The sequence below is a fragment of the Thiopseudomonas denitrificans genome (assembly GCF_002866065.1).
Lineage (GTDB): Bacteria > Pseudomonadota > Gammaproteobacteria > Pseudomonadales > Pseudomonadaceae > Thiopseudomonas > Thiopseudomonas denitrificans.
This window is the reverse complement of the sequence record NZ_LNJZ01000009.1, coordinates 485,430-509,319: the sequence shown is the minus strand read 5'-3', so window position 1 is coordinate 509,319 and position 23,890 is coordinate 485,430. Positions and strand designations below refer to the sequence as shown.

Here is a 23,890-nt window from a genome sequence, read left to right as displayed (position 1 = left end):
CGGCTGCTTGGTAGCGCGCAGGGCTCTACCCGGAGACTACCCATGCTTGATACACCAACCGCCATTCGCCGCGCTGCCATGGACTTGCTCGCGCGGCGCGAGCATGGTGTCCAGGAGTTGTCGCGCAAACTGCAGCAACGTGGAGCAGAGCAGGCTTTGTTGGCCATCGAGTTGCAAAAACTCCAGGACGAAGGCCTGCTGTCAGAACAGCGCTATCTGGAAAGCTACATTCGCAGTCGCGGCCTGGGCGGGCGCGGACCGGCACGTATCCGCGAAGAGCTGACCCAGCGTGGACTCAGCCGGCAGGATATAGACATAGCCCTGGACGAGGCCGATATCGACTGGCAGGAACAGCTGCACGAGCTATGGCAGCGCAAGTTTGGTGAGAAACCGGCCGACCAGAAAGCCTTTGGCAAACAGGCAAGATTTCTGCTATATCGCGGTTATCCCATGGACTGGGTGCAGCGTTTGTTAAGGTAATCGAGTCGTAAACAGTTACATGGAAGTGGACAGATGCCGACATTATTGATTTATCAGGGTTACAAGTTTTTCTTCTATGCCAATGATCATCCGCCTGCACATATTCATGTTATGAAGGCGGGGAGATGGGCAAAAATCGAGTTGGGCAGCACGCGTGTTGTATACTCCAGCTTGAAGGCGAACGAAATGCGGATGGTCAGCATGTTGCTGGCCAGGCATAAAAACGAGTTTCAGGAGGCCTGGGATGACTGGTTTCAGCGGTAAACACGTGTTTTTTGATGAGCAGTTTTTGCATGTGGATCTGCAGGACGGCCGGAGAATTTCTACGCCTCTATCGTGGTATGCAGAGTTGAAGCAGGCTTCACCAGAACTTAGAAATGATTGGCAGCTGATATGCGATGCTACAGGTATAGAGTGGCCTGCGCTGGACTATCATTTGAGTATCGCAGCCATGCTGGAACATGCAATTGATGTGGCGTGAGCAAGCTTACCAAACGAAAACGCCAGCATTATGCTGGCGTTTTTTGTGGCTAAATAGTGGTGCTTCTTAGCTGGTTTTCTCTTGCAGGAAGCCCAGCACCTCGGTAACCGGAACAGCAGTGGTTTCGCTGTCGCGACGGCCCTTGTACTCGTAGCTGCCGGCAGCAATGCCCTTGTCGCTGACCACGATGCGGTGGGGAATGCCCATCAGCTCCATGTCGGCAAACTTCACGCCGGGGCTGGTCTTCTTGTCGCGGTCATCCAGCAGTACCTCGATGCCGGCGGCGGTCAGCTGCTCATAGAGGGCATCAGTCGCCTTGCGCACGTCTTCCTTTTCATACTTCATCGGCACCAGTGCTACCTGGAAGGGTGCCAGGGCGTCCGGCCAGATGATGCCGCGTTCGTCATGGTTCTGTTCGATGGCAGCCGCCACCACACGGGAAACCCCAATGCCGTAGCAACCCATGGTCAGGGTGGCGGGCTTGCCGTCTTCACCCATCACGGTGCAGTTCATCGCTTCGCTGTATTTGGTACCCAGCTGGAAGATATGACCGACCTCGATACCGCGCTTGATTTCCAGTACGCCATTGCCGCAGGGGCTGGGATCTCCGGCGACCACGTTACGCAGGTCGGCGATTTCGGGCAGAGGCAGGTCGCGCTCCCAGTTCAGGCCGAAATAGTGCTTGCCGTCCTGGTTGGCGCCGGCGGCAAAGTCGCTCATGAACTGTACGGAGCGGTCAATGATACAGGGAATGGCCAGCTCTTTCGGGCCCAGTGAGCCGGGGTTGGCACCGACAGCGGCATGAATCTCGGCGTCGCTGGCAAAGGTCAGCGGGCTGGCCACTTGGGGCAGGTTGCCGGCCTTGATCTCGTTCAGGCTGTGATCGCCACGCACGATCAGCGCGATCAGCTTGCCTTCTTCGGCGGCATGTACCACCAGGGTCTTGATGGTTTTCTCGATGGCCAGGTCAAACTGCTGCACCAGCTCGTCGATGGTTTTTACATTTGGTGTATCGACCAGCTGCAGCTCCTGCTGTGGGGCAGGGCGTTCGCTTTCGCGGGGCAGAGCTGCAGCCTTCTCGATATTGGCGGCATAGTCGGAGCCGGTACTGAAGGCGATTTCGTCCTCACCGGATGAGGCCAGCACATGGAATTCGTGCGAGCCTGTGCCGCCAATGGAGCCGGTGTCGGCTTCCACCGGGCGGAAGTCCAGGCCCAGACGGCTGAAGATGTTGCAGTAAGCCTGGTGCATGCGGTCGTAGGTCTGTTGCAGGCTGGCCTGGTCGAGATGGAAGGAGTAGGCATCCTTCATGATGAACTCGCGGCCACGCATCAGGCCGAAGCGCGGGCGGATCTCGTCGCGGAACTTGGTCTGGATCTGGTAGAAATTGACCGGCAGCTGCTTGTAACTGGACAGCTCGTTGCGGGCCAGGTCGGTGATGACTTCTTCGTGAGTCGGGCCGACACAGAACTCGCGTTGATGACGGTCTTTCAGGCGCAGCAGCTCGGGGCCGTATTCTTCCCAGCGGCCGGATTCCTGCCACAGCTCGGCCGGCTGGATGGCCGGCATCAATACTTCGAGTGCGCCGGCGGCATTCATTTCTTCACGTACAACAGCCTCGGCCTTGCGCAGCGAACGCAGGCCCAGCGGCAGCCAGGTGTAGAGGCCGGATGCCAGGCGGCGGATCATGCCGGCACGCAGCATCAGCTGGTGGCTGATCACTACGGCATCGGCGGGGGTTTCTTTCAGGGTGGCAATCAGGTAATTCGAGGCGCGCATTGCTGTGGGCTCTACACGAGAAGATGGATGGAAATGGCCAGCATTGTAGAGCATAAAAGGGGTCAGGTACATTTAACGCGTTAAATGAACTTGACCCCTTTTATGCGCCAAAACAAAAGAACCCGGCGCCAGGCCGGGTTCTTTATGCGTGGAGTCACACAAGCATTACAGGATGCTCAGTGGGTACTCTACGATGAAGCGTACTTCGTTGACGTCGGTGCGGGCACCGCCTTCAATTGCAGCACTGTTGGAGCGATAGGTAGCGTTGCGTACGCGCATGGACAGATCCTTGGCAGCGCCGCTCTGTACTGTGTAGGCAATATCGGTATCGCGTTCCCAGTTTTTACCCTGGCGACGACCGTCAGCACCTTCAATCTTGGAACCGCGTACGTAACGGGTCATGAAGCTCAGGCCAGGAATGCCGTACTGGGCAAAGTCCAGGTCATAGCGGGCTTGGTAGGACTTCTCGCCTTTGGCACCGAACCAGTAGTACTGAACGTCGTTCAATACGTAAACAGCACCGCCGCCATCGTAGCCATAATCGTAGCCGCCTGCGTGGTTACCTTCAACTTTCTGACCACCAACGGTGAAAGTGTGGGCACCCAGGTTGTAGGCGACAGACAGGCTGCGGATGTTGTTCTTGCTGGTACGGTCAGCAGCTGCTTCTTTATCTTGGAAGCGGGTGCTGTAAGCGTTGAAGTCAACAGTTACGCTTTGGTCGTCAGCAATTGGGTGAACGTAGTTGACGTTCAGGTATTGCTTCTTGGCTTTTTCGCGATTTACACCTTTATGGCCCAGATCAGCATCTGAGTAGTAGTAAGCGGCGCTCAGGTCGTCGGTGAAATTGTAGCGAGCACCGGCAAGGTCGATGGAGCGCAGCAGGCCGCCGTTGGCGCTGTCACGACCAGTCTGGTCCAGAGCATTGATGGCGGTGAAGTGACCAGCATGCAGGACCAAGCCGTCGATTTCTTCACTGGTAACCAGGAAGCCGGTGGTGCTTTCTGGCAGCAGGCGGGCATCGTCCATGGACAGAACAGGCAAGTCCACAAACTGCTCACCGTACTTCAGGGTGGTATTGGAGATGCGAGCTTTGATGGCACCGCCTACTTCACCATAGGTGGTTTCTGGCTTGCCGTTATCACGGGTCGGGAACTGGCCGTTGCCATTGCGACCACGACCGCTGTCGAGGCGAATACCGGTCATGGCAAAAGCATCAACACCAAAGCCCACGGTGCCCTGGGTGAAGCCGGACTCGTAGATGGCTTTCAGGCCCAGACCGAAATCTTCACTGTAGCTTTGTGCGCTGCGAGGCTTGTTGTTTTTCTGATCACGGTTGAAATACAGGGTGCGGGCGTGAACGTCCAGCTTGCTGTCTTCGATAAAACCGTTGGACTCGGACTGCTGGCTGGCAACAGCCATCTGGGTGCTGGCAGCAGCTACGGCGAAAGCAATAACGCTCCATTTCATCTTTTGCATGGTGTTTGCTCCTAGTAGAACAGATTGTTGTACTGCCGGCTTATCTTAGCCAGCTTTGGATAATTCGAGGCGTAGCATACCTAAGTTGTATAACGTTTGCGAGACTTCGGTAGGGGTTATTCAGGGATTATTCAGAAAAACAGTGTTCTGGGCGGAACTTTTCAGGCGTTCTGATATCAGCAGGGGCTTGCCTGGCCTGTTTTGCGGCTGCTGTGGCGGTGCTTTGTCGCAGGTAATAAAAAAGCTCCTGTGACGAATCAGCAGGAGCTTTGATATGGAGGCCGAGGCCGGAATCGAACCGGCATAGACGGATTTGCAATCCGCTGCATGAGCCACTCTGCCACCCGGCCTAAACAAAAACGCCGCTAACATCATCAGCGGCGGTTTCGCTTTCAAACTGGAGCGGGAAACGAGACTCGAACTCGCGACCCCAACCTTGGCAAGGTTGTGCTCTACCAACTGAGCTATTCCCGCTTGTCTTGGTGACGGATGTGCATTCTAGGGTTTTTTTTGTGCTTGTCAAGAGTTGGGTGGAAAAAGAAGCCTTTGCAAAGTTGGCATATGGGGCAGGCGCATGTTGTGCGAAGGGGCTTGGCCCTGAGAAACCAGAATGTCGCTGGCAGGGGCAAGCTACCTTGATACAAAACTTTGCGTGGACATGTAGGTTCGAATTTATTCGAACAAATCGGGCTTTATTTGATCGGTTTTGGCCCATGTGCGAATAAATTCGCACAGTGGCTGAACCATGGCGGGGAAGTTGAGGCCAGCTCCGATTACATGGGGAATATTTATTCCTGACCAAGCCAGCGGCGGGCTGCCAGCAGGTACTGCAGCATCGACCACAGGGTCAGGACGGCAGAGATCAGCAGCAGCACATATCCGGCAATCACCAGCCAGGTGAAACCGGGCGGCTGCGACAGCAGGATCAGCAGGGCCACCATCTGGGCGGCGGTTTTCCATTTGCCGATATTGGAAACGGCCACTATGCCGCGGGCACCCATTTCTGCCATCCATTCGCGCAGGGCCGAGACCAGGATTTCACGGCAGATGATCACCAGTGCCGGCAGGGTCATCAGCAGGTGCTGGTGGTGTTGGGCCAGCAGTACCAGTGCTACCGCCACCAGCAGCTTGTCGGCGACCGGGTCGAGAAAGGCACCGAAGGGCGTGCTCTGGTTCCACTTGCGGGCCAGGTAGCCATCGAGCCAGTCGGTGATGCTGGCCAGCGCAAAAATGCCGCAAGCCACCCAGTAATGCCCCTTGAATGGCAGCAGGTAAACCAGTACCAGTACCGGAATCAGGGCAACACGCATGGAGGTCAGTATGTTTGGTATGTTCATGGCGGGTACTGCGATAGAGGGTTAGTCCTGGTGCAAGGCCTGGTAGATGGTTTCCGCCAGGGTCGTGCTGATGCCCGGTGTTTTCGCGATTTCGTCAATGCTGGCACGCGACAGCTCCTGCAAGCCGCCGAAGTAGTTTAGCAGTTCCCGCCGCCGTTTGGGCCCCACACCGGGGATTCCTTCCAGCGTCGAGGTGCGGCGTGCCTTGCCGCGCCGGGCGCGGTGCCCGGTGATGGCAAAACGGTGGGCCTCGTCACGTACCTGCTGGATCAGGTGCAGGGCCGGGGCATGGTCGTCCAGCTCCAGGGTGGTGTTGCTGTCGTTGAGGAACAGGGTTTCCATGCCGGCCTTGCGCGTGACTCCCTTGGCCACGCCGATCAGGGTGATGCCGCTGATGGCCAGCTCCTGCAGTACGTCCTGCGCCATGTGCAGCTGGCCCTTGCCGCCATCGATCAGCAGTACGTCGGGCAGCTGGCCTTCGCCGTCGCTATGCTTGCCGAAACGGCGCATCAACGCCTGATGCATGGCGGCGTAGTCGTCACCGGGGGTGATGCCCTCGATGTTGAAGCGGCGGTAGGCGGACTTCAGGGCACCTTCCGGGTTGAATACCACGCAGGAGGCTACGGTGGCCTCGCCTTGGGTGTGGCTGATATCGAAGCATTCGATGCGCTGCAGATTGTCCAGCCCCAGGGTGTCGGCCAGCTGCTCGAAGCGCTGGGCGGTCTGGCTGTGGCTCGCCAGGCGGGCCTGCAGTGCCTGCTCGGCATTGACCACTGCCAGCCGCTGCCAGCGGGCGCGGGTGCCCCGTACCTGTCGGCTGATGGTCAGGCTTTTGCCGTGCAGCTGCTGGAAGGCATCGCCAAGCAGGGAGAAATCGGGATGGCTCAGGTTGACGATCAGCTCGTCGGGCAGGTCGCGGGTGCGGCCGGACAAATAATACTGGCCGAGAAAGGCGTTGAGGATGTCGGCGTTGTCCTGTTCGATGGCGGTTTTCGGGAAGTGGTTCTGCCCGCCCAGTACACGGCCGTCACGCACGGTGAGTATGTGCACGCAGGCACCACCAGGCAGGCTGAAGGCGGCTATGACATCCACATTGCCGTGGCCGCCTTCCATGCTTTGCTGGTCCTGCACGCGGCGCACCAGACTGATCTGGTCGCGGTACTGGGCGGCCTGCTCGAACTCCAGCGCGGCGGATGCCTGTTCCATGCGCTGGCCCAGTTCGTGGGCCAGATGGTCGCTGCGTCCTTCCAGGAACAGCGTGGACAGACGGACGTCTTCGGCGTATTCGTCGGCATCAACCAGGCCGACACAGGGTGCCTTGCAGCGCTTGATCTGGTATTGCAGGCAGGGCCGGCTGCGGTTGTTGTAGAAACTGTTGCTGCACTGGCGCACCTTGAAGGCTTTTTGCAGCAGGCTCAGACTTTCACGGATCGCTCCGGTGCTGGGATAGGGGCCAAAATAGCGGCCGGCGCCCTTTTTCTGCCCGCGCTGCACGCTCAGACTGGGGAATTCGTCATTGCTCAGCAGTACGTAAGGGTAGGACTTGTCATCACGCAGCAGGATGTTGTAGGGCGGTCGCCACTGCTTGATCAGGGTTTGTTCCAGCAGCAGGGCTTCGGTTTCGCTGGGCGTGATGGTGGTTTCGATATGGGTGATCTTGCCGACCAGCGCTGCGGTTTTCGGTGACAGCTGCTGGGTCTTGAAGTAGCTGGTCAGGCGGTTCTTCAGGTTTTTTGCCTTGCCGACATACAGCAGCGTGCCTTTGGCGTCGTACATGCGGTACACGCCAGGATGCCGGGTGCACAGGCGCAGGAAGTCATCGGCATTGAAGGGAGGCGGCGGGTTGTCCTGGGGCATGGTGTTTTATTGCAGCTGGTTGGTTGTGGGCGAGGTTTCTGAGCCTGTTGGTTCGAATGAGCCGGGGTCATTGTTGTAGGTGCGAATTCATTCGCACACGAACCATGATGCACCTGAGGGTGCTTGGCTTGTTCGAATAAATTCGAACCTACAGCTAAATTCGAACCTACGGCGGAGTGTACTGCATTGGATGTTTCGTTGCTGCCCTGTTTCACGGGTGCAGGAAGCTGTGGTAAAGGGTATAATCCGGCATTTTTGGGCAAGACTGCAGTTATGCAACTGGTACGCGGCTTACACAATGTGCAACCGGCTTTTGCGGGCTGTGTGGCAACCATTGGCAATTTTGACGGGGTGCATCTGGGTCACCAGAAAATCCTTGCCGCTTTGCGTGCCCGCAGCCAGGCGTTGGGGTTGCCGTCTTGCGTGATCATTTTTGAGCCGCAGCCTATGGAGTTCTTCCGCCCGGAGCTGGCTCCGGTACGCCTGACCCGGCTGCGTGACAAGCTTGAGCTGTTTGCCGCCGCCGGTGTTGACCGGGTGCTGTGCATCGCCTTCAACAGTCGCTTTCAGCACATGAGTGCGCAGGAATTTGTTGAACAGGTGCTGGTGCGGGCGCTGGGTGTCAGGCACTTGCAGGTGGGGGACGATTTCCGTTTCGGCTGCGGCCGTAGCGGTGATTTTGCCTACTTGCAGCAGGCCGGGCAGCAGCATGGCTTCACGGTGGAGCCGACCTGTACCGTTACCCTGGACGGGCAGCGCATCAGCAGCACGCTGGTACGGCAAAAATTGGTAGAAGGCGACTTTGCAGCAGTGAAAAGGCTGCTGGGCCGCCCATACTGTATTCAGGGCCGGGTATTGCATGGCCAGAAGCTGGGACGTCAGCTGGGTGTGCCGACGGCCAATATCCAGCTTAAGCGCCGGCACGCGCCGCTGCGCGGGGTATACATGGTGGCGGCGCATCTGGCGGATGGCCGCGTGCTGCCGGGCGTGGCCAACATCGGCATGCGGCCGACAGTGGAGCAACAGAACGAGATTGCCCATCTGGAAGTGCATTTGCTGGACTTCAGTGAAGACATATATGGGCAGCGGCTGGTGGTGGAGTTTCATCGCAAGCTGCGCGAAGAGGAAAAATTTGCCACCCTTGCAGAGCTGCAGGCGGCGATAGAGCAGGATATTGCGCTGGCGCGGAAGTTTTGGCTTATAGCTTAGTGTAATGCTGGCTGAAACCTGTGCTGCGGCTGCGCTCCCGCGCCGAAGCGAGCTTCGACACGGGGCTAAATGCCTGGCACAGTTTCCAGCCAGCATGAAACTCCGCAGAGCCGGGGAGGAAGAGGCCCGACCATGTCGGGCTGCTGACGCTTGTCAGGGGTATACCGTGGCGTTGTTGAAAGACTTTAAAAGCAGGCTGTGAGCGGCCTGCACGAATTTTAAGGTGGTAGCAGGTGCAGTGGAGTAAAGCCTTGGTCGCCAAGGCTGTTTTTTGCTCCTGCAAAAACAGCATTTCCGCCATCCGTGGCGGTCAGATGCGACCGAAGATTGCCAGGATGTATTCACGGCATCTACGCGTAACTGCACCTGTTACCACCATGCACAAACAATACAAAACAGATAAAACATACAGATCACCAAAAATAGACCAGACCACCATGACCGACTATAAAACCACGTTGAACCTGCCCGAGACCGAATTCCCCATGCGCGGTGGTCTGCCCAACCGCGAGCCGCAAACGCTGGCGCAATGGGACAGCATCGGGCTGTACCAGAAGATGCGCGAGCAGGGCAACGGTCGTCCGCTGTTTGTACTGCACGACGGCCCTCCCTATGCCAACGGCGACATTCATATCGGTCACGCAGTCAACAAGGTGATCAAGGACATCATCGTGCGCAGCAAGACGCTGTCCGGTTTCGATGCGCCCTATGTGCCGGGCTGGGACTGTCACGGTCTGCCGATCGAGCACCGCGTCGAGGTCAAGCATGGCAAGAACCTGCCGGCCGACAAGGTGCGCGAGCTGTGCCGCGAATACGCTGCCGAGCAGATCGAGGGCCAGAAGGCCGACTTCATCCGTCTGGGCGTGCTCGGTGACTGGGACAACCCCTACAAGACCATGGAGTTCGCCAATGAGGCCGGCATCGTGCGTGCGCTGGCGAAAATGGTCGAAGGCGGTTTCGTGTTTCAGGGCCTGAAGCCGGTCAACTGGTGTTTTGATTGTGGTTCGGCACTGGCCGAGGCCGAGGTCGAGTATCAGGACAAGAAGTCCGATGCCATCGATGTGGGCTTCACCTGTGTCGATACCGACAAGCTGGCCGCCGCCTTTGGCGTCGAGCTGAGCAAGCCGGTACAGATCGTGATCTGGACCACCACACCCTGGACCATTCCCGGCAACCAGGCGCTGAACATCCATCCTGAAGCCATTTATGCGCTGGTCGATGTTGGTGACCGCCTGCTGCTGCTGGCGGAAACCCTGGTCGAAGGATCGCTGCAACGCTATGGCCTGGAAGGCGAGATCATCGCCCGCACCACCGGCGACAAACTGGAGCTGATCAACTTCCAGCATCCGCTGTATGAGCGTTATTCGCCCGTGTATCTGGCGGACTATGTCGAGCTGGATGCCGGTACCGGTATTGTTCACTCCGCACCTGCCTATGGTGAGGACGACTTCTACACCTGCCTGAAATACGGCATGCACCAGGACGACATCCTGCGTCCGGTGCAGAGCAATGGTGTGTTCGAGCCGGCGCTGGAGCACTTTGGCGGCCAGTTCATCTGGAAGGCCAATGCCAACATCGTCGCCAAGCTGGACGAAGTCGGTGCGCTGCTCAAGCACGAAACCATTCAGCACAGCTACATGCACTGCTGGCGCCACAAGACGCCGCTGGTCTACCGCGCCACTGCGCAGTGGTTTGTCGGCATGGACAAGCAGGTCGCAGCCGGCGACACCCTGCGCGAGCGTGCGCTGAACGCCATCGAGCAGACCGTGTTCACCCCGGCCTGGGGCCAGGCGCGCCTGCACAACATGATTGCCGGCCGTCCCGACTGGTGTATTTCCCGCCAGCGTAACTGGGGCGTACCGCTGCCGTTCTTCCTGCACAAGGTCACCGGCGAGCTGCACCCGCGCACCGTCGAGCTGATCGAGCAGGTGGCGCAGCGCATCGAGCAGAGCGGTATCGAGGCCTGGTTCAAGCTGGAGCCGGCCGAGCTGCTGGGTGACGAAGCGGCCGATTACGAAAAAATCTCTGACACCCTGGATGTGTGGTTCGACTCCGGTACCACCCACAGCCATGTGCTGCGTGGTTCGCACCCGCAAGGCCATGAGCAGGGCCCGCGTGCCGACCTTTATCTGGAAGGCTCCGACCAGCACCGGGGCTGGTTCCACTCGTCCCTGCTGACCGGTTGCGCCATTGACGGCCACGCGCCCTATCGCGGCCTGCTGACCCACGGCTTCACCGTGGACGAGAAGGGCCGCAAGATGTCCAAGTCCGTGGGCAACGTGATTGCCCCGCAGGAAGTGACCAACAGCCTGGGTGCCGACATCCTGCGCCTGTGGGTATCCTCGGCGGACTATTCCGGCGAGATGTCGGTATCCAAGACCATCCTGCAGCGCAGCGCCGATGCCTACCGCCGCATCCGCAACACCGCGCGCTTCCTGCTGGCCAACCTCAACGGCTTTGATCCGGCCAAGGATCAGGTGGCTGCCGAAGACATGCTGGCGCTGGACCGCTGGGCGGTGGATGCCGCCGCCCGTCTGCAGGACGAGATTCATGCCTCCTATGAGGAATATCGTTTCCACAACGTGTACCAGAAAGTACACAACTTCTGCGTGCAGGAGCTGGGCGGTTTCTATCTGGACATCATCAAGGACCGCCAGTACACCACCGGCACCGACAGCCTGGCACGCCGTTCCTGCCAGACTGCCATGTATCAGATTGCCGAGGCGCTGGTGCGCTGGATCGCGCCGGTGCTGAGCTTCACCGCCGAGGAAATCTGGCAGCACCTGCCCGGCGAGCGTAACGAGTCCGTGATGCTCAACACCTGGTATCAGGGGCTGAGCCGTCTGCCGGCTGGTGCAGAGCTGGATAACAGCTACTGGCAGCAGGTGATGGCAGTCAAGGACGCGGTCAACAAGGAGCTGGAAAACCAGCGCAATGCCAAGGCGATCGGTGGCAACCTGCAGGCCGAAGTGACCCTGTATGCCAACGAGCAGCTGGTACAGCTGCTGGGCCAGCTGGGTGACGAGCTGCGCTTTGTCACCATCACCTCGACTGCCGCCGTGCAGCCGCTGGCGTCCGCGCCGGATAACGCTGTTGACACCGAAGTGGAGGGCCTGCGCCTGAGCGTGGTCAAGTCGGCCGAGCCCAAGTGCGAGCGTTGCTGGCACCACCGTGCCGATGTCGGTAGCAACCCCGCACACCCGGCCATCTGTGTCCGCTGCGTTGACAACATCGAAGGCAAGGGCGAGGTGCGCCACTATGCCTAAGGCTGGCAAGCTGGTCTGGTTGTGGCTCAGTGTGCTGGTGGTTGTTCTTGATCAAGCCAGCAAACACTGGTTTGAGCATAACCTGTCGCTGTATGAGCAGATCGTGGTGATTCCCGACCTGTTCAGCTGGACGCTGGCCTACAACCGTGGCGCAGCGTTCAGTTTCCTGGCGGATCAGGGCGGCTGGCAACGCTGGTTCTTTGCGCTGGTGGCGCTGGTTGCCAGCGTGGTGCTGGTGGTCTGGCTGAAACGGCTGAAAAGCCACGAGCGCCTGCTGGCCGTTGGCTTGGCGCTGGTGCTGGGCGGCGCACTGGGCAACCTGTACGACCGGGTGGTGCTTGGTCACGTGGTGGACTTCATTCTGGTGCACTGGCAGGACCGCTGGTTTTTCCCGGCCTTCAACCTGGCTGATAGCGCCATCACAATGGGTGCCGGCATCCTGATTCTGGACATGATCGTGAACAAAAAAGAGCAGAGCAATGACTGAACAACGCATCGGGCAAAAGAGCACCGTAACCTTGCATTTCGCCCTCAAGCTGGACAACGGCGACGTGGTGGACAGCAATTTCGACAAGGAGCCGGCCACATTTACCGTTGGTGACGGCAACCTGTTGCCGGGTTTCGAGCAGACGCTGTACGGCTACAAGGCTGGTGACAAGCGCACCGTGGTGATCCCGCCCGAGCGTGCCTTTGGCCGTGGCAATGATGCCAACCTGCAAACCATGCCGCGCAAGGACTTCGACGACATGGAGCTGAGCGAAGGCATGCTGGTGATCTTCCAGGATGCACGCCGCAACGAAATGCCCGGCGTGGTCAAAACCTTTGACGAAAACGAAGTAGTGATCAACTTCAACCACCCGCTGGCCGGCCGCGACATCACCTTCGAAGTGGAAATCATCAAGGTCGAAAACCCGGCCTGACAACACAGTAGAAAACAGCATGCAAATCAAACTCGCCAATCCCCGTGGTTTCTGTGCCGGTGTTGACCGTGCCATCGAGATCGTCAACCGTGCCCTGGAAGTGTTCCAGCCGCCGATCTATGTCCGCCACGAAGTGGTGCACAACAAGTTCGTGGTGGAAGACCTGCGCAACCGCGGCGCGGTGTTTGTCGAGGAGCTGCACCAGGTGCCGGATGACGCCATTGTCATCTTCAGTGCTCACGGCGTATCCCGTGCGGTACAGGATGAAGCGGCCCGCCGTGGTCTGAAAGTGTTCGATGCCACCTGTCCGCTGGTGACCAAGGTGCATCTGGAAGTGCTGCGCTACAGCCGTGAAGGCCGCGAATGCGTGCTGATTGGCCATGCCGGCCACCCGGAAGTGGAAGGCACCATGGGCCAGTATGATGCTAGCCAGGGCGGGCAGATCTATCTGGTGGAAAACGAGGAAGATGTGGCCCAGTTACAGGTCAGGCATCCGGATACGCTGGCCTTCGTCACCCAGACCACCCTGTCGATGGACGACACCAGCCGGGTGATTGATGCCTTGCGTACCCGCTTTCCCGCCATCAGCGGGCCGCGCAAGGACGACATCTGCTATGCCACGCAAAACCGTCAGGACGCGGTCAAGCAGCTGGCCAGTGATTGCGATGTGGTGCTGGTGGTGGGCAGCCCCAATAGCTCCAACTCCAACCGCCTGCGCGAACTGGCCGAGCGCATGGGCACTCCGGCTTACCTGATCGACGGCGCAGCCGATTTGCAGCGAGAATGGTTTGTCGATGAAGCCCGCGTCGGCGTGACCGCCGGTGCTTCCGCTCCCGAAGTGCTGGTGCGGGAAGTGATTGCCCAGCTGCACGAATGGGGCGCACAGGTGGCTGAAGAGCTGGACGGTCGCAAGGAAAATGTCACCTTCTCCATGCCCAAAGAGCTGCGGCTGGTGGATGTGACCGAAGCCTGAACAGCAAAGGTGTGACAACTCTCGCGTCGCGGAAAAAATTTTCGACTGGTTGTTCGCTGCGGATTATAGTCGGTTAAAGGAATAACCCTGTCACTGCAAAAGGAGTTTGCATGAATGATCTGTCACCACCCGTAAATCCCGATGACACCAGCGATCACGACAGCCCGTGGAAATCCGCCATCGAGGTGTTTTTCCAGCCCTGCATGGAGCTGCTGTTCCCGCACGTGGCCAGCCAGCTGGACTGGCACCACGAACCGGTCTTCATGGACAAGGAGTTACAGAAACTGACCAGCGACAGCAGCGACTCGCGTCGCCATGTCGACAAGCTGATCCGGGTATGCACCCTCAGTGGCGAGTATCGCTGGATTCTTCTGCACATCGAGGTGCAGGGCGAGCCGGAAACGGAATTCACCCGGCGCATGTTCACCTACTACTACCGTCTGGTCGAGCGCTTTGACGAGCCCGTGGTGAGCATGGCGATCCTCACCGACACGCGCAAAAGCTTCCGCCCGGACCACTACCGGCAGGAATTGATGGGCTGCAGCATCCGCTTCGACTTCATTTGTGTAAAGCTGCTCGACCTGCAACCCCGGCTGGATGCCATGCTGGCCAGTGACAACATCTTTGCCCTGCTGGTGGCTGCACAGCTGATTGCCAAACAGGTAAAAAATCCGCGTCAGCGCACCGATGCGGTGCTCAGCTTCTACCGCATGGCGCGAAAGAAGGGCTACAGTCGCCAGCATATCTTTCTGATGCACGATTTTATCGAGTGGATGATCCGCATACCCAAGCAGGAACTGGACTACTATAATGAACACATCGACCTGATCGAACAGGAGGACGAAACCATGGGTTACATGGCGATTTATAAGCGTGAATCCTTTGCCAAAGGGATTGAGCAGGGTATCGAACAAGGGATCGAGCGAGGCATTGATAAAGGCCGCGCTGCCACCCTGCGCAAGCAGTTGCAACTCAAATTCCGTGATCTGGATGCTGCCGTCCTGGCCCGGCTGGACAATGCCAGCGAGACCGAGCTGGAGCTTTGGACCGAACGTATCCTGTTTGCCGATAGCGTTGAAGCGGTGTTTCAGGAGTAACCCCGTCAACCTGCCCGACATCAAATCTGCACCGCGATAAGTTCAGGAGTCATCTTGTCATTGCAAAAGGAGTTTGCATGAATGATCTGTCGTCAGCCGTAAATCCCGATGACTCCAGTGACCACGACAGCCCGTGGAAATCCGCCATCGAGGTGTTTTTCCAGCCCTGCATGGAGCTGCTGTTCCCGCACGTGGCCAGCCAGCTGGACTGGCACCACGAACCGGTCTTCATGGACAAGGAGTTACAGAAACTGACCAGCGACAGCAGCGACTCGCGTCGCCATGTCGACAAGCTGATCCGGGTATGCACCCTCAGTGGCGAGTATCGCTGGATTCTTCTGCACATCGAGGTGCAGGGCGAGCCGGAAACGGAATTCACCCGGCGTATGTTCACCTACTACTACCGCCTGGTCGAGCGCTTTGACGAGCCCGTGGTGAGCATGGCGATCCTCGCCGACACGCGCAAAAACTTCCGCCCGGACCACTACCGGCAGGAGCTGATGGGCTGCAGCATCCGCTTCGACTTCATTTGTGTGAAGCTGCTCGACCTGCAACCTCAGCTGGACGTCATGCTGGCCAGTGACAACATCTTTGCCCTGCTGGTGGCTGCACAGCTGATTGCCAAACAGGTGAAAAATCCGCGTCAGCGCACCGATGCGGTGCTCAGCTTCTACCGCATGGCCCGAAAGAAGGGCTACAGCCGTCAGCATATCTTCCTGATGCACGACTTTATCGAGTGGATGATCCGTATACCCAAGCAGGAGCTGGACTACTATAATGAACACATCGACCTGATCGAACAGGAGGACGAAACCATGGGTTACATGGCGATTTACAAGCGTGAATCCTTTGCCAAAGGGATTGAGCAGGGTATCGAACAAGGGATCGAACGAGGCATTGATAAAGGCCGTGCCACTACTTTGCATAAGCTGTTGCAACTGAAATTCCGTGGTCTGGATGCTGCCGTCCTGGCCCGGCTGGACAATGCCAGCGAGGCCGAGCTGGAGCTGTGGACCGAGCGCATTTTGTTTGCCGACAGCATCGAGGCGGTGTTTCAGGAATAAACGTGCGCTTGCGTCCTGCTGATGCCGGCTCAGGCCAGCTGCACAGGTACCCGCAAATTGAACTTGCCCGAGTATTGTTTTCTTGGTGCTATTCCATGCTCCCGGCATACCTCGAGATAGGTATCAAGTGACTTGCGAAATTCTTTGCGCAACTCGTCCGGGCTGGCTCCATAAAAATCAGCGCCGCCAGACAGGCCCAGAATTTCACCCCGAAAAAGGTCAAGCTCAGGGCCGTACTCTATAAGCGCTTTGTAATTGCCAAGTGTCATTGTATTCATGGCTTCACCCCATGCGTATGTAACCATTTGCGGATGCTTGCAACTGCTCCCTTGTCGGTATCAGTGCTTGGGTGAGGGGCGGTGAAACCCCCGTACTTCACCAAATAAAATCACGGTAACGCGACTGCCTTCGCGCTCGTAAATTTCGGCAAAGCCGGGCCTGCATGCATCCGGAGCCCATGGCTGAATGGAGCTATACCTATTTCTTATGGCTGGGCCGGTAGAATTTGCGCTCCACCAGATGGTAGCTGGCGGAAGCGGCCAGCAGGCCGCCCAGCCCGCCAACCAGCAAACTGATCTGCCAGACTGCTCCGTAATATTGCAGGATCTTCATGAAGTAGTAATGCCACAGGTACCAGCTGTATGACAGTGTTGCCAGCCAGCTCCAGAAACGCCCGCCCAGCCAGGCCGGCTGTGACAGGATCAACAAGGCGGCACCGGCCTCTGCCACAGTAAAACCATAGTGGGCGCTGGGTACCCATTGCGTAGATACGTACATAGAACCCCCAAATTATTGTCGACAATATGGGGGGTTATGCTTGTGATTGCTTTAATATACTTGTGTTGTTTTATGGGCGTGTTGTGAAAATTATAGTGCGTTGCCAGGGTGGTTTGATAAAGTACCAGATACGATCTTATTTTGTATTTCGATGCTGTAATTTGATTTTTATATATGGAACTTTTTTTGTGTTGAAGTACAGTTCCTTTGCTTGAGTGTTCGTTATTGGGGGGGAATGGTCGCCTACGATAATTATGGTTAGATTTTCTTCTAGCTCTGATAGATTTAATATTATGTTTTTTAATATTAAAAAGAATTGATTTTGGAGTTTTGCGTTGCGGCATATTTCATTGTTTTTTATATCTAGTTCTTTGCAGTTAAATGTTTTTGTTTTTAGGTCTTTAAGATTGTAGTTGTGGTGGGTGTTTAGAGTTAGCCAATAAAATAATGCTATTCCTGGTTTTTTTATATCGTTAATTATTTTTTGCGCTATATCTTTATCGCATGCTCCGGGAAAAGAGTAGCAGCGAGCTGGCCATTTTTGAGTGTCGAAAAAAGTAGATTTTTCAAATCCTGCTAATGGATACCAGTGGTGCCTATCGTACATCATACTGCCAGCGGCATGATAGGAATAAGTTTTGTAACCTAGTTTTTTTATTTTTTCAGGATAGCAATTCTTAAAGTCTTCAATGTTTGTTTCTTTAAAATAAAGGCTTTCAGCATGCAGGCCACACAGTTCTTTTAGTTCTGCTTCTACTGTAAGTCCGGTAAAGCTTATAGTTCCTTTCGTTAAGATCCAGCTGTTCACAGGTTTTAAAATTTCTTCTTGTGTTTTTGGATCTTTATAGTCTCCCCAAGATTCATTTATAATAAACAGGGTTTTGTTTTCTGGTGGTAAATCGCAGTTTATGTTTATACATAATGCTCTTGTGTCCTTTGTTTCTGATAAGGATTGGTTTTTAAGATTGGACGAGCTTACAAATCCAGATGTTCTGTAGTTGTAGGCATATAGGAAAACGCTATCGGAAAAATACTTATTTGCAACCCGGTAAAACCTATTGTCATGACTTTCTTCTGTTATTGTTTTGCTGATAGCGCTAGATATAATAAATAAATTAAATGTCAGTATTAGCGTGAGCTTGCTTGATTTTTTTGCAATATTCATCGTGAAGATGGATACAGTGATTGCTAAGATAATGCATCCTGCAAGTGAGAAGGTTATGCTTCTGTTGATAAATTCTAATTTGCCTATAAAATAAATGAAGTCAATGAGTCTGGTGAATGGTAATATTTGAACAGGAAGCATGAAGTAGTCGATCAAGATCACGATTAAAAAAAGCAAGATACTTATCGGTCTTGGTGTGAAAAAAGATAAAATTAGAATAAAGGCATAGTCTATGTTTAATAGGGGTCTTCCTATATGGAAATAGGATGCTGCACAGTACATTACGATCTGCCATGCTAGCAATGTTGCTCCTAGTAGTAGGAAGGACTGTGAGGATAGGGCTTTGTTTGTATGCGTCATTTTAGAGTTGCTCGGTTACGATTATGCCTTTATGTTTTGATAGTTCTTATATGTTTTATTGTTGATTTCCTTTTGTCTTTTAATGTTTTAAGGAGATGCTGAACAATTCGTGCCATTCAATTTGGGCAATATACAAATCAATGAGATACACCCGCTCCATGGTGAAAAATCGATTTATTCAGCGCTTCCTTAAATAAAAAGAAACCCACCTTGTGAGTGGGTCCCTTATACTATTTCCAGTGCTTTAGGTGTGATACCTTTTACTGGGTGTATTGTTTGGTTAGCTACCGGCACCACATCCGGCTGGGCGGTATTTTGAGTCAACAGAAGTAGTGCAAGTCCAAGTGCCTTGTTGATTTCTGGTCCAGGTCAGAGTGTTGCTTCCAGCGGTGGTGAGTTGAGCGGCTGCCGAATTACCAAATGTAGCCACGATAGTTGAGTCAGCGCTTCCGCTAAGGGTAACGGTTGGATAGCCGGTTCCAGCTGGTGCTGCAACGCCGTTGCCTTGTGCTGCTCCCGTAAGCACAGAGGAAGCTGATGCTTGCAAGTCGCAGTCTGTGGCAGCAGGATCAGTGCCGGCTGGCAGGTTAGAATGAACTGTGGTGCGACCCTCAAGTAAACATACTTCAGACGAAGTTCGCAGACTACCTGCTTCACCCATAACACGAGAAACTTGGGATTTCGCTACATAAGTCTGATACTGCGGAATAGCCACGGCAGCCAAAATACCGATAATCGCCACAACGATCATCAGTTCGATAAGGGTGAAGCCCTTTTGCATGTTTTTCATTTTGTCTCTCCTAAATGTTAGATCAGGCCCGGCGGGGATGGTCCCGGTTGCCGGTGAACCTGCAGGAGCTATTGCAACGGGCATGCCAGCTTTTCTGGCACAGCTGTCAAGCGGACTGTTTAGGATGAATAAAATGAATATTTGCAATGTGTCTTGAATTTCCTGATGTTTTTTTGTTGTTTTAATCTGTTGAAAATAAAAGAAATTTCTATTTTTACGGCGAGCTGTTTGTGACTTGTATCACAATTTTGTCAGCTGGTTTTATTCCCGCAGTTATTGGACAATGCAGCCACAAACAGGCCATATTCGGTTGCTGTTGGCAGAGCGGTTGGCACAGCTTTTGTTGTGCCAACAGGGTCTGGCGGCACACTAAAGACTGTGCCGGCATGCAAGGGGCTGTGCCAGAATTGATGGCCGTTAACAGGCGGGAGACAAGCAATGACACAACCAGCAATCAGTCTGGATTCGGCAGTGCTGTTGGCTACGGTAAGCCGGCGCACTTTGTGGCGACGGGTGCAGGATGGCCAGATCGGCCGCAGCGGTACCGATGAGCGGGGCCGGGCGCTGCTGGCGCTGGCCGACCTCGGGCCGCTGCTGTGCATCCGGCTGGATGATGAAGGGGATGCCAGCCTGCTGGTCGAGGCCGACCGGGGCAGTGCCGTGGCGCAAAACGAGTTGGGCATTCTCTGTCTGGAGCAGGCACAGGGGCCGGTTGCGCTGCACTGGTTCAAACTGGCTGCGGAGCAGGGGCATTCCGACGCCATGCACCACCTTAGCAGGCTGTATTTGCATGGTATCGAGCACTCGGGGGGGGGGGGGCTGTTGTGGCCTTGCCCAGGACCGCAGCCAGGCCTTTCTATGGCTATCCAAGGCGGCCGTGCATGGCCATGCAATCGCCCGCGAGCAGCTGGCGGTGTGGACCGGGGACTGATCGCAGGCTGATTGGGTTTTTGTACTGCCACCGGAGTGGTGAACAGGGCTATACTTGACTCATTTCGTGTGGCGGGTCAGTTTCCGTCTTTTTTCTTGTTTTTGTATTAGCGGTGCTGGCCGTTAGGGAGTCGATATGAAGCAGGTTGTGATCAGTGGTACAGGTCTGTACACGCCATCGCAAAGCATTTCCAACGAGGAGCTGGTAACGGCCTTCAATACCTGGGCGCGGCAGTACAACGCCGACAACGCCGAGGCAATTGCCCGGGGCGAGCTGGCCGAGCAGCCGGAGTCCAGTGCCGAGTTCATCCTCAAGGCGTCCGGCATCCGGAGCCGCTTCGTTATCGACAAGGAAGGCATTCTCGATCCGCAGCGCATGGCACCGCGCATTCCCGAGCGCAGCAACGACGAGCCGGGCATTCTGTGTGAGATGGCCGTTGCCGCGGCCCGCCAGGCGCTGGAGCGTGCCTGCAAGAGCGCTGCCGATATCGACATGGTGATTGTCGCCTGCTCCAACCTGCAGCGGCCGTACCCGGCGATTGCCATCGAGGTGCAGCAGGCGCTGGGCATTGACGGCTATGCCTATGACATGAACGTGGCCTGTTCTTCTGCCACCTTCGGTATCCAGAATGCCGCCAACGCCATCCGGAGCGGCCAGGCACGGGCAGTGCTGATGGTGAACCCGGAGATCTGCACCGGCCACCTGAACTTCCGTGACCGTGACAGCCATTTCATCTTTGGCGATGCCTGTACGGCGGTGGTGCTGGAAGATGCTGCGCTGGCCAGCTCGGCCCATCAGTGGCAGGGGGTGGACAGCACGCTGAAGACGGTGTTTTCCAACAACATCCGCAACAACTTCGGCTTTCTCAACCGCTGTGCGGAGGAAGGCATTGGTGCCGGCGACAAGTTGTTCGTGCAGGAAGGCCGCAAGGTGTTCAAGGATGTCTGCCCGATGGTGGCGCAGATCATCGGCGAGCAGCTGCAGGCCAACCAGCTTGAGCCGGCGCAGGTGAGCCGCTTCTGGCTGCACCAGGCCAACCTGAGCATGAACCAGCTGATCACCCGCCGCCTGCTGGGGCGCGAAGCCACGGCGGAGGAAGCTCCGGTGATTCTGGATACCTATGCCAACACCAGCTCGGCCGGTTCGATCATTGCCTTTCACCTGAACCAGGATGACCTGGCTGCCGGTGCGCTGGGCGTGATCAGTTCCTTTGGCGCGGGCTATTCTGTGGGTAGCGTGATTTTGCGCAGGCTGTAATCGGGGCCTGAAAATAGCTGGCTGCAGGAGCGTGGCAATTCGCTCCTGCAGTGGTGGTATTGGATGTGCGGGCGGGAATCTTGTCGTCAGGCAAACAGGGCTTCGAAGGTGTCGGCAATTTCTCTGGCTACGCGTTGCATGTCTGCTGGCATCTGCCCTGAATTGTACTGACCAGACCGCGTCCTCGATTTTTTCATCAAGCAGCGGTGTGATGTAGTGGCCGGGCTGGCTGGCGAGGGTGCTGTAATCCAGCAGCTGGCTGATGGGGCGGGGAACAAAGCCATCCAGCAATGCCTCGACAAATTCGGGGTGGCTGAACAGCTCCTTATAGCCGGTATCATGGTGCTTTGCCATGTGACCTCCTGTCGTTATGGGATTCCTTTCCTGTGGCCAGTATAGAGGGTTATATCGGGCGGGATGGTTGGTCTTTGGTATGGGGTGTGATCATGAGGAAGGGCTGGCGCAGCCTGTCACGACGGCAGCCGGCGCGGCTGCCTGTGAGCGTAAGCGAGGGTTTTCGTGCGGCAGGCAGGTCAGGTACTGTCCGGACCGGCCCAAGCGGCATCTGCCATCAAGATTGCTGTGGTTTGATTACCAGGCCTTCAACCAGCCGGCGGATGCGCGGTGCGCCGGCCAGGACCAGCAAAAATGCAACCGGCCAGGCCACCAGGAATGCCTTGCCCCAGCGCAGTAAAAAGTCGCCGCCCAGGCCGGTGTTGACCCAGGTAATGACAAAGGTCATGCCGCTGACCATGTAGAATGACATCAGGATGGCAAACGCCAGCGGAGCAAAGCGGGGGCTGAACACGTGAGGTTTCCTCGTTGGCTGAAAGGCATGCAGCGCTGCCGGTGTGGCGCAGCGCGGTTTTTATTTAAGGTTATAGTAATCTAATTTGCGAAACAGACAAAATTGTCGGCATGACCGGTTGTCGCATGCCGTGTTGTGGAGGTTGCCGTGCATTACACCCTGATTTTTTATGTTCCCGAATCTCATCTTGATGCGGTCAAGGCGGCGGTATTTGGCGCCGGGGCGGGCCGCCTGGGGGACTATCAGCAGTGTTGTTGGCAGGTGCTGGGGCAGGGGCAGTTTCAGCCGCTGCCCGGTGCCGCACCATTCATTGGCGAGCAGGGCCGGCTGGAGCAGTTGCCCGAGTGGCGGGTGGAAATGCTGGTGCCGGAAGCGGCGCTCGGAGACGTGATGCAGGCATTGCGCACGGCGCACCCGTATGAGGAGCCGGCCTATGCGGTATTGCCGATGCTGGATGTATAGCAAGACGATAGCTTGCTTGCAATTTTGCCGATACACTGCCGGGGACTTTAGTGTGTCACTCTGTGTGAAAACGTAGGAACAGAATGCAACCCGTGACGGGTTCTGCGACTGCACTGCGCACAGAATGGCAGGCAGGTGCTTGGCTTGGTGTGGGTGGACTGGTGGGGTAGCGTGTGGCGGAATTCATTGTACTGGGCAGCCGTGAGTACCGGCGGGCGACGCTGGCGCTGTTTTGCGGCGGTTTTGCCACCTTTGCCCTGCTGTACTGCGTACAGCCGCTGTTGCCGCAGCTGGCCGAGTTTTTTGGCGTATCGTCGGCCAGCAGCAGCTTGGCACTGTCGGTGACCACCTTCGGTCTGGCCGGCGGGTTGCTGTTGTCCGGTGCCCTGAGCGAAAGCTGGGGGCGCAAGCCGGTGATGGTGACGGCATTGCTGCTGGCCTGTAGCCTGGGGCTGGCCACGGCGCTGGTGCGCGACTGGCACCTGCTGCTGGTGTTGCGCACCCTGTTGGGGCTGGCCCTGAGCGGTCTGCCGGCGCTGGCCATGGCTTATATTGGTGAAGAATTCGATCCCGCTTCCTTGCCGGTGGCGATGGGGCTGTATATCGGCGGCACGGCGCTGGGCGGTTTGCTCGGGCGCTTGCTGACCGGGGTATTGAGTGATCTGGGTGGCTGGACGCTGGCGCTGGGCGGGATTGCCGCGCTGGGCCTGCTGGCCAGTGTGCTGTTCGTCTGGCTGCTGCCGCCGTCACGCCACTTTGTCGCGCAGCCCCTGTCGTTGCGCGGCTTGCTGGGCAACTTTGGCCGCCACCTGGCCAATGCCGATTTGCGGGTGCTGTTTTTCCTGTCTTTTCTGCTGATGGGCAGCTTTGTCGCCCTGTTCAATTACATCGGTTTCTACCTGTCGAGTGAACCGTTCAGCCTGTCCGGTACCCTGATCGGTTTTCTGTTTCTGGTCTATTTGCTTGGCATCTGGAGTTCCAATGCGGCGGGCAAGCTGGTCAGTGCCCGTGGTGCACGAACGGTGTTGCTGGCGGCGCTGGTGATGATGCTGGCGGGTATCTTGCTGTGCCTGGTGCCATGGCTGCCGCTGATCGTTGGCGGGCTGGCGCTGTTTACCACCGGTTTTTTTGCCGCCCATGCGGTGGCCAGCGGACTGGTCGGACAACGGGCCGGCGGGGCCAGGGCACAGGCATCGGCGCTGTACCTGTGTGCCTATTATCTTGGCTCCAGTGTGCTTGGGTACGTGATGGGCTGGGTATGGCAGCACTGGGGCTGGGTGCCGCTGCTGGGCTGCCTCGCTGCGGCTTTGTTGTTGGCGATGGTGCGGGCCTGGCGTTTGTAGGGCGGTCGGCACGAACGATCGCGCCTGCCTGGCCTGAGCCGGTGATTATGATTTTGCC

The 23,890-nt window shown here is 56.7% G+C and carries 23 protein-coding genes, 2 tRNA genes and 1 pseudogene; 14 read left to right on the top strand and 12 right to left on the bottom strand.

Translation table 11 applies throughout. The annotated features are described in order from the left end of the window. Positions 1 to 42 precede the first annotated feature (42 nt). Genes AR306_RS11595 through AR306_RS11585 form a run of 3 tightly spaced genes read left to right on the top strand, consistent with a single transcriptional unit; the run spans position 43 to position 961 of the window. Entirely contained in the window at positions 43 to 480 is a 438-nt protein-coding gene (locus AR306_RS11595) for a regulatory protein RecX (RefSeq protein ID WP_101497707.1), read from the top strand. A gap of 33 nt (positions 481 to 513) precedes the next feature. Then, on the top strand, positions 514 to 744 hold the full coding sequence (locus AR306_RS11590) for a DUF4160 domain-containing protein (RefSeq protein ID WP_101497706.1): 231 nt from the start codon (positions 514 to 516) through the stop codon (positions 742 to 744). Then, positions 725 to 961: a DUF2442 domain-containing protein gene (locus tag AR306_RS11585; protein ID WP_101497705.1), complete on the top strand. Its 237-nt coding sequence runs from the start codon at positions 725 to 727 to the stop codon at positions 959 to 961. Before AR306_RS11590 ends, AR306_RS11585 begins: the two co-directional genes overlap by 20 nt. Before the next feature lie 66 nt (positions 962 to 1,027). Here the strand turns inward: AR306_RS11585 and AR306_RS11580 are convergent, their stop codons facing one another. From AR306_RS11580 to uvrC, 6 genes are all read right to left on the bottom strand, one after another. After that, the gene (locus AR306_RS11580; protein ID WP_101497704.1) at positions 1,028 to 2,740 is read right to left on the bottom strand and encodes a proline--tRNA ligase; all 1,713 of its coding nucleotides are present in this window, start codon (positions 2,738 to 2,740) and stop codon (positions 1,028 to 1,030) included. 165 nt (positions 2,741 to 2,905) lie between these two features. Then, on the bottom strand, positions 2,906 to 4,216 hold the full coding sequence (locus AR306_RS11575; protein ID WP_101497703.1) for an OprD family porin: 1,311 nt from the start codon (positions 4,214 to 4,216) through the stop codon (positions 2,906 to 2,908). 275 nt (positions 4,217 to 4,491) lie between these two features. After that, positions 4,492 to 4,566 (bottom strand) — tRNA-Cys (locus AR306_RS11570). Positions 4,567 to 4,614: 48 nt separating this feature from the next. Continuing rightward, positions 4,615 to 4,690: transfer RNA gene (locus AR306_RS11565), tRNA-Gly, on the bottom strand. A 314-nt stretch (positions 4,691 to 5,004) separates the two neighbouring features. Beyond that, positions 5,005 to 5,553 carry a CDP-diacylglycerol--glycerol-3-phosphate 3-phosphatidyltransferase gene (gene pgsA, locus AR306_RS11560; protein ID WP_101497702.1) on the bottom strand — a complete coding sequence of 183 codons (549 nt, stop codon included), beginning with the start codon at positions 5,551 to 5,553 and terminating at the stop codon, positions 5,005 to 5,007. Between the two features lie 21 nt (positions 5,554 to 5,574). Then, on the bottom strand, positions 5,575 to 7,410 hold the full coding sequence (uvrC, locus tag AR306_RS11555; protein WP_101497701.1) for an excinuclease ABC subunit UvrC: 1,836 nt from the start codon (positions 7,408 to 7,410) through the stop codon (positions 5,575 to 5,577). A gap of 273 nt (positions 7,411 to 7,683) precedes the next feature. On the opposite strand from uvrC, the gene ribF reads away from it, so the two are divergent. The 7 genes from ribF to AR306_RS11515 all read left to right on the top strand — a co-directional run bounded on the left by ribF (position 7,684) and on the right by AR306_RS11515 (position 15,939). After that, the gene (ribF, locus tag AR306_RS11550; protein ID WP_101497700.1) at positions 7,684 to 8,619 is read left to right on the top strand and encodes a bifunctional riboflavin kinase/FAD synthetase; all 936 of its coding nucleotides are present in this window, start codon (positions 7,684 to 7,686) and stop codon (positions 8,617 to 8,619) included. A 437-nt stretch (positions 8,620 to 9,056) separates the two neighbouring features. Further along, positions 9,057 to 11,885 carry an isoleucine--tRNA ligase gene (gene ileS, locus AR306_RS11540; protein WP_101497698.1) on the top strand — a complete coding sequence of 943 codons (2,829 nt, stop codon included), beginning with the start codon at positions 9,057 to 9,059 and terminating at the stop codon, positions 11,883 to 11,885. Beyond that, positions 11,878 to 12,372, top strand: a complete 495-nt coding sequence (gene lspA / locus AR306_RS11535) for a signal peptidase II (protein ID WP_101497697.1) — start codon at positions 11,878 to 11,880, stop codon at positions 12,370 to 12,372. Before ileS ends, lspA begins: the two co-directional genes overlap by 8 nt. Continuing rightward, the gene (locus tag AR306_RS11530; RefSeq protein ID WP_101497696.1) at positions 12,365 to 12,805 is read left to right on the top strand and encodes an FKBP-type peptidyl-prolyl cis-trans isomerase; all 441 of its coding nucleotides are present in this window, start codon (positions 12,365 to 12,367) and stop codon (positions 12,803 to 12,805) included. The genes lspA and AR306_RS11530 overlap by 8 nt, the downstream gene beginning before the upstream one ends. 19 nt (positions 12,806 to 12,824) lie before the next feature. Further along, positions 12,825 to 13,778, top strand: coding sequence for a 4-hydroxy-3-methylbut-2-enyl diphosphate reductase (gene ispH / locus AR306_RS11525; RefSeq protein ID WP_101497695.1), 954 nt, complete (start codon positions 12,825 to 12,827; stop codon positions 13,776 to 13,778). 110 nt (positions 13,779 to 13,888) lie between these two features. Beyond that, positions 13,889 to 14,875: an RpnC/YadD family protein gene (locus AR306_RS11520; protein WP_101497694.1), complete on the top strand. Its 987-nt coding sequence runs from the start codon at positions 13,889 to 13,891 to the stop codon at positions 14,873 to 14,875. Positions 14,876 to 14,952: 77 nt separating this feature from the next. Continuing rightward, positions 14,953 to 15,939, top strand: a complete 987-nt coding sequence (locus tag AR306_RS11515) for an RpnC/YadD family protein (RefSeq protein ID WP_101497693.1) — start codon at positions 14,953 to 14,955, stop codon at positions 15,937 to 15,939. A gap of 29 nt (positions 15,940 to 15,968) precedes the next feature. Here the strand turns inward: AR306_RS11515 and AR306_RS11510 are convergent, their stop codons facing one another. The 4 genes from AR306_RS11510 to AR306_RS11500 all read right to left on the bottom strand — a co-directional run bounded on the left by AR306_RS11510 (position 15,969) and on the right by AR306_RS11500 (position 19,022). Beyond that, entirely contained in the window at positions 15,969 to 16,217 is a 249-nt protein-coding gene (locus AR306_RS11510; RefSeq protein WP_101497692.1) for a type II toxin-antitoxin system HicB family antitoxin, read from the bottom strand. 199 nt (positions 16,218 to 16,416) lie between these two features. Beyond that, a complete protein-coding gene (locus AR306_RS13240) occupies positions 16,417 to 16,716 on the bottom strand; it encodes a hypothetical protein (protein WP_133539636.1) in 300 nt (99 codons plus the stop codon). Positions 16,717 to 16,852: 136 nt separating this feature from the next. Further along, positions 16,853 to 18,241: a sulfatase-like hydrolase/transferase gene (locus AR306_RS13235; RefSeq protein ID WP_133539638.1), complete on the bottom strand. Its 1,389-nt coding sequence runs from the start codon at positions 18,239 to 18,241 to the stop codon at positions 16,853 to 16,855. A gap of 280 nt (positions 18,242 to 18,521) precedes the next feature. Beyond that, the gene (locus AR306_RS11500) at positions 18,522 to 19,022 is read right to left on the bottom strand and encodes a pilin (protein ID WP_407071218.1); all 501 of its coding nucleotides are present in this window, start codon (positions 19,020 to 19,022) and stop codon (positions 18,522 to 18,524) included. A 447-nt stretch (positions 19,023 to 19,469) separates the two neighbouring features. Between AR306_RS11500 and AR306_RS11495 the strand changes: the two genes are divergently transcribed. Together AR306_RS11495 and AR306_RS11490 are read left to right on the top strand one after the other, a co-directional pair. Further along, positions 19,470 to 19,973 carry an SEL1-like repeat protein gene (locus AR306_RS11495; RefSeq protein ID WP_101497690.1) on the top strand — a complete coding sequence of 168 codons (504 nt, stop codon included), beginning with the start codon at positions 19,470 to 19,472 and terminating at the stop codon, positions 19,971 to 19,973. 124 nt (positions 19,974 to 20,097) lie between these two features. Continuing rightward, the gene (locus AR306_RS11490) at positions 20,098 to 21,219 is read left to right on the top strand and encodes a beta-ketoacyl-ACP synthase III (protein ID WP_101497689.1); all 1,122 of its coding nucleotides are present in this window, start codon (positions 20,098 to 20,100) and stop codon (positions 21,217 to 21,219) included. A gap of 165 nt (positions 21,220 to 21,384) precedes the next feature. Here the strand turns inward: AR306_RS11490 and AR306_RS11485 are convergent. After that, positions 21,385 to 21,573: pseudogene (locus tag AR306_RS11485) on the bottom strand (Rpn family recombination-promoting nuclease/putative transposase); the annotation flags it as partial. Between the two features lie 217 nt (positions 21,574 to 21,790). Further along, complete coding sequence (locus AR306_RS11480; protein ID WP_206168008.1) at positions 21,791 to 22,027, bottom strand: DUF2798 domain-containing protein; 237 nt, start codon at positions 22,025 to 22,027, stop codon at positions 21,791 to 21,793. Positions 22,028 to 22,174: 147 nt separating this feature from the next. Here AR306_RS11480 and AR306_RS11475 point away from each other — a divergent pair, with 147 nt between their 5' ends. Together AR306_RS11475 and AR306_RS11470 are read left to right on the top strand one after the other, a co-directional pair. Then, positions 22,175 to 22,489: an NGG1p interacting factor NIF3 gene (locus AR306_RS11475; RefSeq protein WP_206168007.1), complete on the top strand. Its 315-nt coding sequence runs from the start codon at positions 22,175 to 22,177 to the stop codon at positions 22,487 to 22,489. 173 nt (positions 22,490 to 22,662) lie between these two features. Then, complete coding sequence (locus AR306_RS11470) at positions 22,663 to 23,832, top strand: MFS transporter (protein ID WP_101497688.1); 1,170 nt, start codon at positions 22,663 to 22,665, stop codon at positions 23,830 to 23,832. Positions 23,833 to 23,890: the final 58 nt, after the last annotated feature.

Excerpts from the sequence above, each read along its gene's own strand:
- pgsA (WP_101497702.1), bottom strand. The coding sequence starts at position 5,553 with ATGAACATACCAAACATACTGACCTCCATGCGTGTTGCCCTGATTCCG.
- AR306_RS11575 (WP_101497703.1), bottom strand. The coding sequence starts at position 4,216 with ATGCAAAAGATGAAATGGAGCGTTATTGCTTTCGCCGTAGCTGCTGCC.
- AR306_RS13240 (WP_133539636.1), bottom strand. The coding sequence starts at position 16,716 with ATGTACGTATCTACGCAATGGGTACCCAGCGCCCACTATGGTTTTACT.
- AR306_RS11510 (WP_101497692.1), bottom strand. The coding sequence starts at position 16,217 with ATGAATACAATGACACTTGGCAATTACAAAGCGCTTATAGAGTACGGC.
- AR306_RS11500 (WP_407071218.1), bottom strand. The coding sequence starts at position 19,022 with ATGCAAAAGGGCTTCACCCTTATCGAACTGATGATCGTTGTGGCGATT.
- ispH (WP_101497695.1), top strand. The coding sequence starts at position 12,825 with ATGCAAATCAAACTCGCCAATCCCCGTGGTTTCTGTGCCGGTGTTGAC.
- ribF (WP_101497700.1), top strand. The coding sequence starts at position 7,684 with ATGCAACTGGTACGCGGCTTACACAATGTGCAACCGGCTTTTGCGGGC.
- AR306_RS11580 (WP_101497704.1), bottom strand. The coding sequence starts at position 2,740 with ATGCGCGCCTCGAATTACCTGATTGCCACCCTGAAAGAAACCCCCGCC.
- AR306_RS13235 (WP_133539638.1), bottom strand. The coding sequence starts at position 18,241 with ATGACGCATACAAACAAAGCCCTATCCTCACAGTCCTTCCTACTACTA.
- uvrC (WP_101497701.1), bottom strand. The coding sequence starts at position 7,410 with ATGCCCCAGGACAACCCGCCGCCTCCCTTCAATGCCGATGACTTCCTG.
- AR306_RS11530 (WP_101497696.1), top strand. The coding sequence starts at position 12,365 with ATGACTGAACAACGCATCGGGCAAAAGAGCACCGTAACCTTGCATTTC.
- AR306_RS11490 (WP_101497689.1), top strand. The coding sequence starts at position 20,098 with ATGAAGCAGGTTGTGATCAGTGGTACAGGTCTGTACACGCCATCGCAA.
- AR306_RS11495 (WP_101497690.1), top strand. The coding sequence starts at position 19,470 with ATGACACAACCAGCAATCAGTCTGGATTCGGCAGTGCTGTTGGCTACG.
- AR306_RS11515 (WP_101497693.1), top strand. The coding sequence starts at position 14,953 with ATGAATGATCTGTCGTCAGCCGTAAATCCCGATGACTCCAGTGACCAC.
- AR306_RS11520 (WP_101497694.1), top strand. The coding sequence starts at position 13,889 with ATGAATGATCTGTCACCACCCGTAAATCCCGATGACACCAGCGATCAC.
- lspA (WP_101497697.1), top strand. The coding sequence starts at position 11,878 with ATGCCTAAGGCTGGCAAGCTGGTCTGGTTGTGGCTCAGTGTGCTGGTG.
- AR306_RS11590 (WP_101497706.1), top strand. The coding sequence starts at position 514 with ATGCCGACATTATTGATTTATCAGGGTTACAAGTTTTTCTTCTATGCC.
- AR306_RS11585 (WP_101497705.1), top strand. The coding sequence starts at position 725 with ATGACTGGTTTCAGCGGTAAACACGTGTTTTTTGATGAGCAGTTTTTG.
- AR306_RS11595 (WP_101497707.1), top strand. The coding sequence starts at position 43 with ATGCTTGATACACCAACCGCCATTCGCCGCGCTGCCATGGACTTGCTC.
- ileS (WP_101497698.1), top strand. The coding sequence starts at position 9,057 with ATGACCGACTATAAAACCACGTTGAACCTGCCCGAGACCGAATTCCCC.